A 15,172-nucleotide genomic window follows, 5' to 3' on the forward strand; every position below is an offset into this window, starting at 1 on the left:
CCCGGTCATTCGCGCGGCTGGGCGGTTGGCGCGTGGTCCTGGTGGGGTCAGACGCTGCCGAAGAGGGTGAGGAAGGGGCTGAGGGTCGGCATGTCTTCCTCGGAGAAGCCCAGGATGTCCTCCAGGCTCCGGTATACGCGGCCGTTGATGACCACGTTCGGGGCGGGGCGGGTGGGGTGGGGGTCCAGCTCGCGATGGGTCAGGATCGACAGGTCGGACCAGGCCCGCTGCAGGTCCTGGCCGAACAGCCCGAGGTGTGCGGGCCTCGCCGGGGAGTCGGAGGGGTCGCCGCCGTAGGCGATGGCTGCGGCGATCCGGCGCTGGATCCAGCCGAAGCGGGCGGACTCCGCGGTTGCACCGATCAGGAACGCAAGGTGCCTGCGCAGGTCGTCATGGACGAGGTCCTGGGGGTCGATCAGGTGGTTGACCGAGCTCATGATCTCGCTGGAAAGGTACTGGCGATGCACGCGGCTGTTGCTGGAGTCCAGCTGGTTGTAGTTGCCGGTGTAGCCGAGGTTGCGGAAGAGCGGGGCGTCCCCTCCGACATGGCGGCGGTACAGCTCGCCGAGGTTGGTGCGCAGGATGGGGCTGGAGCTGCCCTGGCCGGGGCTGGAGTCCCGGAACTGGTAGTGCCGGCCCCGGGAGGTGAAGCCGACGAGGTAGAGGTTGGCGGCGTTGAAGTACAGGGACAGGTGGTGCTGGGACCGGCCCGACAGGTTGGTCCAGACCGCTACCTGGATGATGCGGTCTGTGGCGCCGGTCTGGTAGGTCTCGCTGAGCTGGCCCAGGGTCTCCTGGCCGCCGATCTGGTGGCCGGCCAGCCTACGGAGCTGCCTGACCATGTCCTCGAAGCGGTTCGCCCGGTCCCGGGCGGCCTGGGTGCCGACCGTCTGGCTCTGGAAGTCGTGCATGTTCCACTGGATGGTCTCCCAGTTCCGGTGGGGCCAGGGCTGGGCCTGCGCGGGTGAGGCGTTCGCGGAGACCAGGGTGCAGGTGGCCATCAGGGCCAGCAGCAGACAGCCCAGACTCCTGCCCGCGCGGCGGACAGCGGAAATCGGATACATCGAAGTAGTTCCCCTGAAGCAGGTACCGCGGCCGAACCGGCGCGGCGACACGTCCCGCGACACAGCCGCCCGGAGGTCAGACCGGGGGTGCCGTCACGGGACCGGACACGAAGCAGACACCGCCGGCCCACAGGCACCGGTCCCCGCCGCGCCCGGGGCGACCCGAACGGAGCAGGAGCCCGTCGCCGGCAGTACCTCCCTCGGTCCCCGAGTCAACCCGACCCCGGAGGAAAGGAACATGCAGTTCCACCCGCAAAACCGCTTCCGCCCACTTCTGCCACTCCCCCACCCCCGCACGGCTGGTGGGAGAGGCCTGCGGGATGCAGCGCCGGTGCGGCGGACCAGTCCCTGCGGGTGCATGGCCCGCGGGGCGCGGGCGCCGTGTCAGGCCCGCGGGGCGCGGGCACGGCGTCAGGCCCGCGGGGGCCGCGTCGTGAGGCGCGCGGCGGCCGCGTCGTAGCGGGCCCGGTGCTCAGGGTCCGCCGATGCCTTCAGCAGGGCACCGAGGGCCCGTACCGCGCCGTCCTCGTAGCCGGAGGACTCCGCCTCCCGGGCCGCCAGGTCGAGTTGCTCGATGCCCCCGGCTTCGTCGCCGAGGCCCAGCAGGGCCTCTCCCCGCACGATGAGGAGCAGGATGCGGGGGATGTCGACCGTGCCGGGTCGCCCGTCGGCGGCATCGGCTGCGGCGGCGGAGGCGGAGGCCAGGGCTTCGTCCGCCGTGCCGAGGGCCCGGCGCCACTGCCCGGCGTCGGCCTGGTGACGGGCCAGGTGTTGGAGGGCCAGCCTCTCGATGGTCCGGTCGCCGGCGCTGCGGGCCAGCTCCAGCGCCCGCTCGCAGCCTCGCGCGGCCTCGGCCCGGCCGGCCCGTGCCGCCTGCGCCATGGCGAGGACGATCAGGGCGTTCGCTTCGGCCACCGCGTCCCCCGCCCGGGAGGCGAGCGCGGAGGCGGCCCCCAGCCGGGAGAGCGCCTCCTCGGTGCGGCCCTCCTCGATCAGCACCCAGCCGAGCACGTTCAGCACGCGCGACTCGCCGTACGCGTCACCGTCGGCGCGCGCCGACGCGAGCGCGGTCTCCAGGAGCGGGACCCAGCCGTCCCGCACGCGCCACACGATCAGCGGCCACAGGGTGAGGACGATCCGCCAGGTCCTGCCGTGCAGTCCGGCCTCGTGGGCAGCGGCGGCGGCCAGCGCGAGGTCGTCCCGCTCGGCCGCATACCAGGCCACGGCGGCGGACCGGTCGGCGAACTCCCGTACGGCGGCCGGAGCCAGGTGGTCCGCGGGCAGCGGGAAGCACTCCTCGTTGCCCGGCTCGGCCGCCGCGACGGCGGCGACGCCCGTGGCCACGTAGTGGTCGAGGACGCGCGCGAGGGCCTGGGGGCCGGCATCCAGGGTCCGCGCGTAGAGCCGTACCAGGTCGTGCAGGATCCACCGGCCGGGCGCCGCCTCCGTGACGAGGTGAGCGGCCGCCAGCCGGTCCAGGGCGGCCTCGGCGGCTGCCGGGCCGGTGCCCGCCAGGGCGGCGGCCGCATGGCGGTCGACGTGCATTCCGGGATGGCGGCCGAGGTGGGCGAACAGCCGGGAGACGTCCCGCGGGAGCTGCTGGAGTGTCACCCGCAGCGCCGCCCGGACACTGGTGTCCTCCACGTCCAACAGGCCCAGTCGGCGCGTCTCGTCGGACATCTCGGCGGCCAGGGCGGCCAGCGAAGAGCCGGGGCGCTGCACCAGCCGGGCGGCCGCCACGCGCAGGGCGAGGGGCAGCCCGCCGCAGAGTCCGGCGAGCCGCCGTGCGGCCTCCGGCTCGGCGCGGACGCGTTCGGAGCCGAGCACGCCGGCGAGGAGCATCGTGCCGTCCTCCGGGGCGAGTACGTCGACGGCGACGGGGCGGGCGGTGTCGGTGACGATCAGGCCGGGCAGGGTGTGCCTGCTGGTGACGACGGTGACGCAGTGGCGGCCGCCGGGAAGCAGCGGTCTGACCTGCTCGGAGTCCCGTGCGTTGTCGAGCACGACGAGGAGGCGGCGGTCGGCGGCGAGCGACCGGAACAGCGCGGCGGCGGCGTTCTCCGACTCGGGTATCCCGCCGGGCGGCACGCCGAGCACCACCAGGAACTCGCGCAGCACATCGATGAGGGCGGGCTCGCCCGTCCCGCTGAAGCCGCGCAGGTCGGCGTGGAGCAGCCCGTCGGGGAATCCGGCGCGGCCGCGGTGGGCCCAGTGCAGTACGAGGGCGGTCTTGCCGACCCCGGCGGGCCCGACGACCAGGCAGACCGGCGCCTCGCCCGCCGCGGCCCGGGACAGGGAGTCCAGTTCGGCCGCGCGTCCGTGGAATCCGCGCGGTGCGCGCGGCAGCAGATCGGGCGCGGGGGCGGGCGGCGGGGGCGGGGCCTCCGCCGTGGCGGCGCGGCGGGGACGGCCCAGGCTCGCGGCGTGCTCCAGCCGCCGAGCGGTGTCCTCGTCCAGGGCCAGTGCTGTCGCCAGCGCCTGTACGGTGCGGCGCTGCGGCCCCCGGGAGCGGCCACGCTCCAGGTACGACAGCGCCCGCACGCTCACGCCCGCGGTGTGCGCCAGCTGCTCCTGGCTGAGGCCGGCGGCCGTGCGCAGGGCGTGCAGGAGTGCGCCGAAGCCGCCGGTGGCCGGCGTGTCGGTGTCCATGCTGGATATCCCCTGGTCAGTGCGGACCAGCTGAAACGCCGTACTCCGCCCGCAAAAGTATGCCCCACCCAATTTTGCGGGCGGTTCGCGCCGTCGGGGTCCGTTCCGGTCCGTCAGCAGGCGTAGCGCCTCGGCGTCATGGTCTCCTGGTCGACTGGTGCGCACCGGCCGGGCCGGCCGGGGTGGGCCGGCGGCGGGAGTCCCCGACTGTACGTCGGATCGGTGATCCTTTGAGGATGCGTGCCGCCCGTCTCATCCGTATGGCTCTCCTGATCCAGTCCCACCCCGGCCTGACCGCGGCCGCCCTCGCCCGTGAGCTGGAGGTCTCCGAGCGGACCGTGATCCGCGACGCCCAGGCGTTGCAGGAGGCCAGCGTCCCCGTCCGGTCGGAGCGGGGCCGGGTGGGCGGGTACTTCCTCGCCGCCGGATACCGGACCCGGCTCACCACGCTCCATCCGAGCGAGGCGGAGACGCTCTTCCTGTCCGGTCTTCCCTCGGCGTTGCGGGACCTGGGGCTGTCGGAGGCGGCGGAAACCGCCCGGCTGAAGCTGACCGCGACCCTGCTCCCGTCGGTGCGCCAGGCCGCCGAGTCATCGGTGCGCCGCTTCCACCTCGACGCCCCCGCCTGGTTCCGCGAACCCGCCACCCCGGACCTGCTGCCGGAGCTGGCCCGCGCGGTGTGGGCGGACCGGACCGTCGTCCTGTCGTACGCGCGGCCGGGCCGGGACGGGGCGCCGCCCTCCGCCGTGGCCCGGGCGGTGGAGCCGTACGGGCTCGTGCTGAAGGCCGGCACCTGGTACGTCGTGGCCCGCGTCCCGGGCGAGCGGCGGGACGACGGCTGGCGCACGTACCGGGTCGACCGGATCACCGCGCTGGGTCCCGCGCCCGACGGACAGGACGTGTTCGTGCGCGACGCCTCCTTCGACCTGGCCGCGCACTGGGAGGCCCGCTCGGCCGCCTTCGCTCGCACCCTGCTGCGCACCACCGTCACGGTCCGGCTGACCGGCCCGGGGCTGGAGCGGCTGCCCGCCGTGGTGGACGGGGCCGCCGTCGCGGACGCGCTCGCCTCGGCGAGCGCCCCGGACCCCGCCGGCCTGGTCACCGTCGACCTGCCGGCGGAGTCCGAGGACGTCGCCTTCGACCAGTTGACCCGGCTCGGCGCGGACGCCGAGGTGCTGGCCCCGGCCCGGCTGCGGGCCCGCTTCCGTGCGCACGCGGCGGCGCTGGCCGCGCTCTACCGGGCCGCCGCCGGGACGGCGTCGCCCGGGGAAGGTGAGGAGAGCGAGGAGGGCGAAGGTCAGCGGTAGTCCTCGGCGGAGGCTTGCTTGCCGCCGTAGGTCACGTCCTCGAAGTACGCCCAGGCGTCCGGGCGGCTGCCGTCCACGTCCGTCACCCCGTACGCCCTGGCGAGTTCCGCGCTGGAGGTGGACTTGCCGTTCCACCGCTCCGCGCGGTCCTGGTCGGCGGCCAGTGCCGCGACCCCACGGGCCAGGTAGTACGGCGACTCCGCGATCGCGAACGACGGCTCCTGGGCCACCGCGTCGCGCCAGTTCTCCTCACTGACGCCGAAGTGGGTGAGCATCTGCTCCGAGCGCAGGAAGCCGGGCGAGACCGCGACCGCCGCGCCTCCGTACGGGGCGAGCTCCTGGCCCAGCCCGAACGCGAGGCGGATCGGGGCGTTCTTCGCCAGGTCGTAGTAGATGTTCTCCCGGTAGCGGCGGTTGAAGTGCGCGGTGCCGTCGGTCACCTCCACGTGCAGCGGCGCGTCGGAGCGGATCAGCAGCGGGAGCAGCAGCGCCGCCGTGATCACGTGCGAGCGCGCGCCGAGCTCCAGGATCCGCAGGCCGTCGGCCAGCGGTGTCTCCCAGCTCTTCTTCCCGAACACCGAGGAGACCAGGAGGTGTTCGCCGCCCCACAGGTCGTTGACGAGGATGTCGAGCCGCCCGTACCGGCTGTCGATCCGCTCGACGAGGGCGCGTACCTGGGCTTCGTCGAGATGGTCGGTGGGCACCGCGATCCCGGTGCCGCCCGCCGCGGTGACGAGTTCCGCGGTCTCCTCGATGGTCTCGGAGGTGCGGCCCACCTCGCGGGCCCGGGCCCGGGTGGTGCGGCCCGTGACGTACACGGTCGCACCGGCCCGGCCCAGCTCGACTGCCTGAGCCCGTCCCGCCCCGCGGGTGGCACCCGCCACGAGCGCGATCCGCCCCGCGAGCGGACCGGCCGGGCCGGCCTGGATGGTGTTCCGGGTGTTCTGGGTGCTCTGGGAGTTCTGGGAGTTCTGGGTGCTCTTGGTGTTCCGGATGGTGCTCTTCTCGTTGGCCATGGCATCCATCGTTCATGCCATACCTGACAGAACACGTCACCCTTTGCCGGAGGTCCCGCGCCGCACCCCGACCGCTGCGCGGACAAGGGACTGGTGGTCCGTACGTCCGGGTCGGGCCACACACCAGGGGGCTCGCCCCCGCCGCCCGAACCACCGCAGGTGCTGCCGCGCGTGCCTGAGGGCGGCAAGGCCGACGAGGCCGCGGTACGCCGTGCACTCGCCGGCCTGCGTCTGGACCCGGCCATCCGTACCGAGGTCAGGTCAGACGGCGTACAGGTCGGGGTCCTGCTGGCGGCGCGGGGCAACGGCTTCGAACCTCAGGATTGTGTCCTGGCCCGTGTGCGGCCCGGCGCCACGGACGTGTGGGTGCCGTCCCGGATCCAGCGCATGCCCGGGGAGGGCGGCTGCAGCGTCGCCAACGCCCTCACCCCCGCACCGCCACCGCACTGAGGCGGCGGCGGGTGCGGGCATCCGCGGGTTCGCGGGTGCGCGCTGCGGGGGTGGGGTGGGGCGGTGGGGTCAGACGGTGCCGCGCCAGGAGCCCGTCTCGGTGCCGCGGTCCTCGATGAAGTGCTTGAACCGCTTCAGGTCGCCCTTGACCTGCCGGTCGACGAAGCCGAGCTTGTCGCCGATGGTCTCGGCCATGCCTTCCGGGTCGAAGTCCATCATCAGCGTCACCTCGGTGTGCGCGGGGTCGATCGGACGGAAGGTGACCAGACCGGCCTGCTTCGCGTCACCGCCCACCGTCACCCAGGCGACCTTGGTATCCGGGATCTGCGCGGTGATCTCCGCGTCGAACTCCCGCTCCACGCCCGCGACGTTCGTCACCCAGTGCGTCAGGGTGTCCGTCCGCTGGTCGATGCGCTCGACACCCTCCATGAACTGCGGGAACGACTCGAACTGCGTCCACTGGTTGTAGGCCGTCGTCACCGGCACGTCGACCTGGATCGATTCCTTGACCTGCGACATCAGCAAGGCTCCTTCCGGTTCCGGTCGCCGTCGGCGGTCGCCGGCGGCGAGGGCGTCCGTGCCCTGCCGCCGCGCCTGCCCCGACCCACGCCGGCCGACACCACCGATATTGCGCGGGGCCGCCGGCGTGTGGCCGCCGGTGTGCCGGCGGGTGCATCCGGCCGGCGGCCGGCCGGCGAATGGGATGCGTAGTGCCTGGTCGGCGACGGGACGGAGCGGGAGGTGGGGCATGGATCTGCGGGGTGCACGGATGCTGGTGCCGGGTGCCACCGGGGAGATCGGGGCGGCGCTCGCCGTGCGGTTGCACGGCCTCGGTGCCCGTACGGCGCTCGCCGGGCGTGACGGTGAGGCCCTCAGCCGGGTCTCGGCGGCGTGCGGGCACGCTCCCGCTCGTACCTTCGACGCCTGGGACACCGACTCCTGCGTGCAGACCGTCGACTGGGCGGAGGAGGAGCTGGGCGGCCTGGACGGCGTCGTCGTGTGCGTGGGAGTCGCGGCCTTCGGGGCGGCCGGGGAGGTGGAGGATGCGGTGTCCGAGCACCTGATGGCGGTGAACGCGCTGGCGCCCATGGCGTTCCTGCGGGCCGCCGGGGACCGGTTGCCCGAGGGCGGGGTCCTCGCGGCGGTGACCGGGATCGTCGCCGAGGCGGCACCGGCGCGGATGGCGGACTACGCCGCCGCCAAGGCCGCGCTGGCCACCTGGCTGACGGCCGTCCGCCGCGAGCAGCGGCGCCGGGGCGTGACCGTGCTGGAGATCAACCTGCCCCACATGGAGACGGGCTTCGCCGGGCGCGCCGTCGTCGGCCGGGCGCCGGCGCTGCCGCGGGGACTGCCCGTAGCGGAGGCGGTGGACGTGATCGTGCGGGCGCTCTCCGAGGGGGCGGGGCTCGTGCGTCCCGGCAGCGGTGCAGGGCTCGAAGTGGTGCGGTAGGGCGGACATGCCGGGAAGACCTGCCGGGTACGGCCTTTCGTCCCGCGGCACCCGCCCCGCGGAGGCGTTGACCCCGCTGGCTCCGCGTACGGTGCGGCGCGTGCTGTTCCGGCAGCGCTGGCGGGACCTGGTGTTCCTGCACTGGCCCGCCGACCCGTTCGAGGTGGCCCGGCTGCTGCCGGCCGGCACCGTGCCCGACCTCCACCAGGGCCGGGCGTACGTCGGCCTGGTCTTCTTCCGCATGGACGACCTCGCCGTCGGCCGGACGCCGGCCCTGCCGTACCTGGGGAGCTTCGGGGAGGTCAACGTCCGCCTGTACAGCCGGGACGCCGCGGGACGGCGCGGGGTGGTGTTCCGTTCGCTCGACTGCGACCGGCTGCTGCCCGTGCTGACGGCGCGCGGCGCGTTCGGCCTGCCCTACCGGTGGTCCCGCATCCACAGCCAGTGGTTCGACAGCCGACTGCTGTACCGCACGGGGCGGCGCCGGGGGGCTCGACCCGGGGCACTCGTGTGGCTGGACGTGGCGGACGAGCCGGTGGCGGCGACCCCGCTGGAGGAGTTCCTGACCCGGCGCTGGGGGCTGCACGAGTGGTTCCTCGGGCGCACCTACTACCTGCCCAACGCCCACCCGGCCTGGTCCTTCCGCCGGTGCAGCCTGCTGGGCTGGGAGGACGACCTGGTCGCGGCGGCCGGGCTGTCGAGGCCGCAGGGCGAGCCCGTGAGCGTTCTGTACGCTCCCGGCCTCCCGGTGGTCTTCGGCCCGCCGGTGCCGCTGCCCGCCCCCGGGAGGTGACCCGGCCGGCCTGCCCCGGCACGACGGCGCCGCGTTCAGTGCGCCGGCTTCCGTCGGCCCATGGCCTCCAGCAGCTCCGCCGCCGCCCAGTCGGGGCCCCGCCGCCGTACGGCCGCGGCCAGTTCGGGCATACGCGGGCTCACCGTCCGCCACAGCGTCCTGAGCGCGGCGGGGACGTCGGCCGGCGACAGCGCGTTCGGGTCGAGCACCACACCGGCACCGGCGCGCTCCGCGTCCCGGGCCACGGAGAACTGGTCGCTGGAGAACGGCAGCACCACCGCGGGCACGCCCGCCCGCAGGCATTCGGTGAAGGAGTTGCTGCCGCCGTGGTACACCATCGCGTCCGCCTGCTCCAGCAGCGCGCGCTGGGGCACCGACGGGACCACCACGGCCCGTTCGCCGGCGAGGCCGGCCAGCGCGGCGGCCCGTTCCCCGGCCGCGACGACGACCGACACGTCCGGCATGCCGTCGAGGAGGCCCGTGACGGCGGTGCGCAGGACGTCGTCGCGCGCGGACAGGAACGTACCGAGCGCGACCAGGACGAGCCGCCGGCCAGGCGACCGCAGCGCTTTCAGGCGCGCCTCCCACGGGGAGTCGAGGGGGTCCGGGGGTGCGGCCATGTGCCCGGCGAACAGGTGCACCGGGCCCGGTGGAGGGGCGGGCAGCCAGCGGAACGCCGGGTAGGCGTAGACGACGGCGTGCGACGAGGTGAGGGCGAAGGCCCGGCCCGGGGCCGGCCGGGAGGGCGCGTGGCGCCGCGCGAAGGCCGCGAACAGGGCGGTGAAGGCCTCGTCGTTCTGCCGCGCCGCGGCCCCGAGTTCCCGCAGCCGCTCCGGGTCGGGCCGCAGTGCGTCGGGCCAGGCGTAGGGGACGCCGAAGTACGCGTCGGGGCCGGAGAGCACGTAGCCGGGGTGTCCGGGGCAGAAGGTCGCGTAGGGCACGCCCAGGCAGTGCAGGGCCAGGGTGACCGGGTAGCCGAGCTGGTCCACGACGTACCAGTCGGGGCGCAGCCTCCGGTCGGTCGTGCGCAGTGCGTCGAGCACGCCGTCCGGGTCGGCCAGCATGTCGTCCCGCCGGTGGCGGGCCTGGGCCAGCAGCGCCGGCACGGCACCTTCCCTGGTGGCGTCCAGGAACTCCGCCAGCCGGGCGGCCTCCCGGGCATCCTGCTCGGTCGCCTCGGCCACCCCGGTGTTGGCGTTGCGCGTCACGGTCAGCGGCTCGAAGCCCACCCCGGCCTCCTGCGCCAGGTGCTCGAACGCCGGGGCGCAGGCGAAGTGCACGTCCGCACCGCGCCGGCGCAGGGCCCCGGCCAGGACCGACAGCGGTCGTGCGTGGGACATGAACGGGGGACTTACGACAACGACACGCGGCATGCGAACCCCTCGGCGAAGGCGTCTTCCGCCCGCTGTCCGGCAGACCCGGGCCAGCGCATCGTAGCCACGTACGGGCAGGTCGGGCGGTGTGGCGATCAGCACCGGAAGCAGGTGCATCCAGAAGGCCGTCATGCCGCGAAACACAGAGGTCAGCGCCGTCCCTGAGACAGGAGAACCCGTGGCCGGCACCGCTTTCGCGCCCCCCTCGGCGGCTCACGACCCCGCACGGCCGGGAGGGACGGGCCCCGCAGTCCACGACCCCCTGGTGGCCGCCCGCACCGCGTTCTTCAACGGCTCCGGCTGGACCGCGCACCTCCCCGGGCCGGGACCCGACGGGCGTCTTCCGGACGCGCAGGGTGACCTGGCGAGGCTGCTGGAAGCCGAGTACGGGCTGCGGCCGCGGGCCGTCGCGCCCTGCGAGGGACCCGGGGTGGACCGCCGGGACAAGGCCGTGGCGGGACTGCGCCGCGCCGCCCGGCTGGGCGTACCGCTGACGCCGGAGGCCCTGCTCGCCCACCGGCAGGGCGACCACCGCCTCATGGCCGTGCTCACGGAGCTGTGGCCGGAGACCGTGCGCTGGCACGGCCCGCGGCATGCGGAGGAGGTCCTGCGGGGCCTGCTCGGCGAGTCCCGCGACGGGCCGGGGGCCGGCCACCTGCTGGACCTCGCGGTGGCCTCCGGCCTGCGTCCCCTCACCGCGGTCGAGAGCGCGTCGCTCGCGCGCACCACCACGCACCGGGCGGTACGCCACTCCGCCTGGCGGTACCTGCGTCAGCTCCCCGGCGGTCCCGGCCACCTGCCCCGTCCCGCCGAGGCCGGGGACGCGTACGAGCGGCTCCTGCTGGCTCCCCCGGTACCCGTGTTCGGCCCGGACGGGCAGGGGCGCGCGGGCCGGCTGGTCGCCCAGAGCATGCTGCTGGGCGGCCTGGACACGCCGGGGCAGGGGATGAGCGGTGGACTGGCAGTGCTGCTGGGCGGGCTCGGCGACCGGCTGGCCGCGACCGACGGGATATCCGGCGTCATCACCGTCGTGACCGCCGGGTACGAGGACCTCGCAGCCGACGGCCGGCCTGTGTACGAACGCGCCCCCGGGCACTGGGTGCTGCGGCTCCCCGTGGACGCCCCCTCGGCCCCGGCTCAGGCGGAGATGCACCGCCACCGCCCCGCACTCACCTGGTGGGCGGTCCGCCTGCTCGGCGCCCTGCCGCGGCGCCCGGACGTGCTGCACGTCCGGTACGCCGACGACGGCAGTCTGGCCCTCGCCGACGCCGCCGAGCACCTGGGCGCCCGGCTGGTCTTCACGGCCACACCCGACCCGCACCGCGGACTCGCCGAGCGGCACGCCGCCGGCGATCCCGCCGACCCCACGGCGGCGGACGCGCTGCGGCACGATCTGCACCGGGTCTTCGTGGCCGACCGGCTGGTGGAGCGCGCGGACGCGGTCGTCGGTATTCCCGGACGCGGCGGGACCCGCGAACTCGTCCGCCACTTCCCCGGTCTCGCCCGGCTCAACGAAGGACGCGGACCCAGCGCCCCGCCGGAAGGCATCGCACCGTACCGGTCGGCGCCCGACGAGGACGAGCGGCGGCGCGAGGCGCTGGAGCGGCTCTACCGGGACGGGACCCGCCCCGACGCCCTCGACCCCGGGGACCGCGACCTTCCCGTGCTGCTGTGCGTGGGCCGGCTGCACCCGGTCAAGCAGCAGGACCTCCTGGTCCGGTCCTGGCTGGCGACGGGCGCCCACCGCACCACGGCCCTCGTCCTCGTCGGCGGCAGCCCCGGCACCGGCACCGCCGTGGAGGACGACGTCCGCCGCCGCATCGACGGCCTCCTCGCCCCGTACCCGCAGGCCGCGCGCCGCCTGGCGCTGCTGCCGGCCCTGCCGAACACCGAGGTGCGCCGGCTGCAGCGTGCCCTGGCACGGCGCACGGGCGACGCCTGCTGCTGGTACGTCTGCCCGAGCGTGAAGGAGGAGTTCGGGATAGCGGTCCTGGAGGCGATGGACGCCGGCCTTCCCGTCGCCGGTCCGCGCCGGGGCGGGGTCGCGCACTACCTCCGCGACCAGGTCAACGGCCTCCTGATGGACACGTCCGGCCAGGCGGGCCTGATGCGGGGCCTGCGGCGGATCGCCGCCACCTCCGTCGACGACCGGCGCCGCTACGCGGCGGCGGGCAGGGCGCTGGTCGCCGAGCGGTTCTCCATGGCACGCATGGCGGACGAACTGGCCGCCGAGTACACCGCGCTGGACGCCGGCTGAGCAGGGACTCGGGGGCCGGGACGGGAGGGGTCGGGTGGGGCCGGGCGGCGGTTCGGCCTCACCACGCGGGGGCGGCGGGTCGGCCCCACAGCCGGGGCGGCAGGTCGACCGCACCAGAGGAGGGGCGGGTCGGCGTCACCACAGCAGGGTGCCCGGCCCGCCCTTGAACGGCCCGCGCACCTCCGAGGTGATCCAGCCGCCGTAGAAGTCGCCCTCCTGCGCCGTGACCGCCTCTCCGGCGACCGTGCAGCGGTCCACGCGGCCCGGGTAGAAGGCGACGTAGTCCCTGAGGGCGGTGAAGCGGGGTTCGGGACGGGGATAGCTCCAGGCGGCGCGGGCGCGTACGTCGTCCCCCACGACCACGTCCCAGTACCGGGCCGAGCCCTTCCACTCGCACCAGGACCGGCCCGAGAGCGCCGGGGCCAGCAGCTCCGTACGGACGTCCGCCGGAGGGATGTAGAACACCGGCGGATGACTGGTCTCCAGCACCCGGACGGACCTGCGGGTCTCCGCCACCACCTGGCCGGCGCACTCGACCCGGACGAGGCGGTCGTCCTCCCGTACGGCGGGCGGGCGCGGGTAGTCCCAGACGGACTCGGGCGGCCGTGGGGCGGGGTGCGGCACGGGCTGTTCGGGCAGCGGATCCAGGTACACCTCGTCCTCGTAGCACCAGGCCCACTCCCGGCCGCGGGCCAGGGCGCGGGCCACCGGGTGGCCGCTGGAGTCGAAGTGCGTCGTCGCGTGCGCGCCGGGCGAGCTGTCGCTGCAGCCCACGTGGCCGCAGGTCAGGCAGAGCAGCAGGTCGGCCGGGGCGCGGCCACGTGCCGCGCACGCCGTGCACGTCTCGCTCAGCGGCGCGGGTTCGGCCGTACTGGTGTGGGAACAGTCCCTCCCCGAGGGCCGTCCGCCGTCGTGCCGGGGCGCCCACGTGGTCATCGGTGATCACCGGCCGGTGCAGTGCTGTCCACGATCTCTCCTCCGCCGTCCCTCGTCTCACCCCTTCTTCACCCCGACGCCGCGCGGGGGATGCAGGACGTCGGCGGCCCGTCCCGGTGCGCCGCTTCCCGACCGGCCTCGTCCCGGTCCCGCGCCGAGGGGGCGGTCACGGCTCGATCAGGCCGGCGCGGATGGCGTAGCGGGTGAGTTCGAGGCGGTCGCGGAGGCCGAGTTTCTGGAGGAGGTTGGCGCGGTGCCGCTCGACCGTCTTGGGGCTGATGACGAGGAGTTCGCCGATCTCCTTGGAACTGTGGCCCTCGGCGACGAGCTTGAGGATCTCCTCCTCCCGCTCGGTGATGGTCCGTTCCGGCAGCGGGCTGCCGTTGCGGACGCGGTCGAGGTAGCTGCGGACGAGGGCCGTTTCCGCGCCGGGGTAGATGAAGGGTTCGTCCCGCAGTGCGGCGCGGCAGGCTTCGACGAGGTCGCGGTCGGCGACGGACTTGAGGACGTAGCCGGAGGCGCCGGCGCGCAGTGCTTCGAAGAAGTACTGCTCGTTGTCGTACATGGTGAGGATGAGGATCCGCAGGCCGGGGCGGACGCGGGCGAGTTCGCGGGCGGCCTGGAGGCCCGTCTGGCGGGGCATCGCGATGTCGAGGACGGCCAGGTCGAGATCGAGGGAGCGGGCCCGGGCAACCGCTTCGGCGCCGTCGGCGGCCTCGGCGACCACGGTCAGGTCGGGCTCTGCGTCGAGGATGAGGCGTACGCCGCGGCGGACCAGGGCGTGGTCGTCGGCGAGCAGGATCCGGGCGGGCCCGGCCGGGGGGTGGGTCATGGGGTGGCCTTGTCGGGGTCGGGGACGTCCAGGCGTACCTGGGTGCCGCCGTGCGGGCCGGCGCCGACGGCGAGTTCGGCGCCGATGAGGAGGGCGCGTTCGCGCATGCCCTGGATGCCGGCGCCTTCGGGTGCGTCCGCGAGGCCGCGGCCGTCGTCGCTGACCAGCAGTTCGGTGCCGCCGTGGGGCAGGGGGCGCAGGTGGACCTCGACGCGGGTGGCGCCGGAGTGGCGGGCGGCGTTGGTCAGGCCCTCCTGGGCCACGCGGTAGAGGACGAGTTCGGTGGACCGGTCGAGGTGGGGCGGTCCGGGGGTGATGTGGGCGGTGACGCTCAGGCGGGGGGTGGTGAACTCGGCGGCGAGGGAGCGCAGTGCGCTGTGCAGGCCGAGTTCTTCCAGGACCCCGGGGCGCAGCCGGCGTGCGATGCGGCGGATCTCGTCCAGGCTGGATCGGGTGGTCTCCTGGGCCTGGTGGAGGTCGGTGCGGAGGGGCTCGGGGGCGCGGTCGGCGGCGTACTTGAGCTGGAGGAGGACGGCAGTGAGGGTCTGGCCGACCTCGTCGTGGAGTTCCCGGGCGATGCGTTGCCGTTCGCCTTCGAGGGCGGTCAGGACCCGGCCGCTGCTGGTGGCCCGCTCGGCTTCGAGCCGGTCGAGCATGGCGTTGAAGGTCCGGGTGAGTGCGGCGATCTCCCCGTCCCCCGTGACGGCCGGGCGCGTGCCGGGCTTGAGGAGGTCGGCGGTCGCCATGGCCCGGTTCAGCCGGGCGAACGGGGCAAGCCCGATCTTGAGGAGCACGGCGTTGAGGACGAGCATGGCGGCCAGCCCGGCGAGCAGGACGACCGCCTCGCCGAAGAGCACCGGCGTGGAGACGGTGACCGGACCGAAGAGCAGGGCCACCGCGAGTACCAGGACGCCGGCGTTCAGGAGGAAGATCCGCCAGTACAACGACACGGCCACTCGCCTTTCCAGCCGGTCCCCCGACATCCGTCGCGGCCGCTGCGGCCGTCTCGCCCAGGTGGTCTGAGCTGCAACGGAGCCCACTCCCC

Annotated in this window: 13 protein-coding genes and 1 pseudogene; 5 read left to right on the forward strand and 9 right to left on the reverse strand. The window is 74.8% G+C overall.

What is annotated here, in order from left to right; translation table 11 throughout:
- Positions 1-47: 47 nt before the first annotated feature.
- Positions 48-1,064, reverse strand: coding sequence for a ribosome-inactivating family protein (locus tag ACIQUR_RS31420; RefSeq protein WP_403671673.1), 1,017 nt, complete (start codon positions 1,062-1,064; stop codon positions 48-50).
- Between the two features lie 411 nt (positions 1,065-1,475).
- Positions 1,476-3,713, reverse strand: a complete 2,238-nt coding sequence (locus ACIQUR_RS31425) for an ATP-binding protein (protein ID WP_403671676.1) — start codon at positions 3,711-3,713, stop codon at positions 1,476-1,478.
- 236 nt (positions 3,714-3,949) lie between these two features.
- Between ACIQUR_RS31425 and ACIQUR_RS31430 the strand changes: the two genes are divergently transcribed.
- Complete coding sequence (locus ACIQUR_RS31430) at positions 3,950-5,020, forward strand: helix-turn-helix transcriptional regulator (RefSeq protein ID WP_403671679.1); 1,071 nt, start codon at positions 3,950-3,952, stop codon at positions 5,018-5,020.
- Here ACIQUR_RS31430 and ACIQUR_RS31435 read toward each other — a convergent pair.
- Positions 5,011-6,045 carry an SDR family oxidoreductase gene (locus ACIQUR_RS31435; RefSeq protein WP_403671682.1) on the reverse strand — a complete coding sequence of 345 codons (1,035 nt, stop codon included), beginning with the start codon at positions 6,043-6,045 and terminating at the stop codon, positions 5,011-5,013. The two genes, ACIQUR_RS31430 and ACIQUR_RS31435, sit on opposite strands and share 10 nt — an antisense overlap.
- A gap of 162 nt (positions 6,046-6,207) precedes the next feature.
- Here ACIQUR_RS31435 and ACIQUR_RS31440 point away from each other — a divergent pair, with 162 nt between their 5' ends.
- Entirely contained in the window at positions 6,208-6,486 is a 279-nt protein-coding gene (locus tag ACIQUR_RS31440; protein WP_403671686.1) for a hypothetical protein, read from the forward strand.
- Between the two features lie 69 nt (positions 6,487-6,555).
- On the opposite strand, the gene ACIQUR_RS31445 is transcribed toward ACIQUR_RS31440, so the two are convergent.
- Complete coding sequence (locus ACIQUR_RS31445; protein WP_403671689.1) at positions 6,556-7,005, reverse strand: SRPBCC family protein; 450 nt, start codon at positions 7,003-7,005, stop codon at positions 6,556-6,558.
- A 229-nt stretch (positions 7,006-7,234) separates the two neighbouring features.
- On the opposite strand from ACIQUR_RS31445, the gene ACIQUR_RS31450 reads away from it, so the two are divergent.
- Together ACIQUR_RS31450 and ACIQUR_RS31455 are read left to right on the forward strand one after the other, a co-directional pair.
- Positions 7,235-7,936 carry an SDR family NAD(P)-dependent oxidoreductase gene (locus ACIQUR_RS31450; RefSeq protein WP_403671692.1) on the forward strand — a complete coding sequence of 234 codons (702 nt, stop codon included), beginning with the start codon at positions 7,235-7,237 and terminating at the stop codon, positions 7,934-7,936.
- A gap of 100 nt (positions 7,937-8,036) precedes the next feature.
- Entirely contained in the window at positions 8,037-8,729 is a 693-nt protein-coding gene (locus tag ACIQUR_RS31455; RefSeq protein WP_403671695.1) for a DUF2071 domain-containing protein, read from the forward strand.
- Positions 8,730-8,764: 35 nt separating this feature from the next.
- Here the strand turns inward: ACIQUR_RS31455 and ACIQUR_RS31460 are convergent, their stop codons facing one another.
- Positions 8,765-10,069, reverse strand: a complete 1,305-nt coding sequence (locus ACIQUR_RS31460; protein ID WP_403671698.1) for a glycosyltransferase — start codon at positions 10,067-10,069, stop codon at positions 8,765-8,767.
- Positions 10,070-10,367: 298 nt separating this feature from the next.
- On the opposite strand from ACIQUR_RS31460, the gene ACIQUR_RS31465 reads away from it, so the two are divergent.
- The gene (locus ACIQUR_RS31465; protein ID WP_403671701.1) at positions 10,368-12,359 is read left to right on the forward strand and encodes a glycosyltransferase; all 1,992 of its coding nucleotides are present in this window, start codon (positions 10,368-10,370) and stop codon (positions 12,357-12,359) included.
- Positions 12,360-12,494: 135 nt separating this feature from the next.
- Here ACIQUR_RS31465 and ACIQUR_RS31470 read toward each other — a convergent pair whose 3' ends face one another.
- The 4 genes and pseudogenes from ACIQUR_RS31470 to ACIQUR_RS31485 all read right to left on the reverse strand — a co-directional run bounded on the left by ACIQUR_RS31470 (position 12,495) and on the right by ACIQUR_RS31485 (position 15,077).
- Positions 12,495-13,013 carry a DUF427 domain-containing protein gene (locus ACIQUR_RS31470; RefSeq protein WP_403671904.1) on the reverse strand — a complete coding sequence of 173 codons (519 nt, stop codon included), beginning with the start codon at positions 13,011-13,013 and terminating at the stop codon, positions 12,495-12,497.
- Positions 13,011-13,295 (reverse strand): annotated as a pseudogene (locus ACIQUR_RS31475) (UBP-type zinc finger domain-containing protein); the annotation flags it as partial. The pseudogene ACIQUR_RS31475 and the gene ACIQUR_RS31470, both read right to left, overlap by 3 nt.
- 166 nt (positions 13,296-13,461) lie before the next feature.
- The gene (locus ACIQUR_RS31480; protein WP_403671704.1) at positions 13,462-14,127 is read right to left on the reverse strand and encodes a response regulator; all 666 of its coding nucleotides are present in this window, start codon (positions 14,125-14,127) and stop codon (positions 13,462-13,464) included.
- Complete coding sequence (locus ACIQUR_RS31485) at positions 14,124-15,077, reverse strand: histidine kinase (RefSeq protein ID WP_403671706.1); 954 nt, start codon at positions 15,075-15,077, stop codon at positions 14,124-14,126. Before ACIQUR_RS31485 ends, ACIQUR_RS31480 begins: the two co-directional genes overlap by 4 nt.
- Positions 15,078-15,172: the final 95 nt, after the last annotated feature.

Source organism: Streptomyces sp. NPDC101132, from assembly GCF_044759225.1.
In the GTDB taxonomy this organism is placed as follows: domain Bacteria; phylum Actinomycetota; class Actinomycetes; order Streptomycetales; family Streptomycetaceae; genus Streptomyces.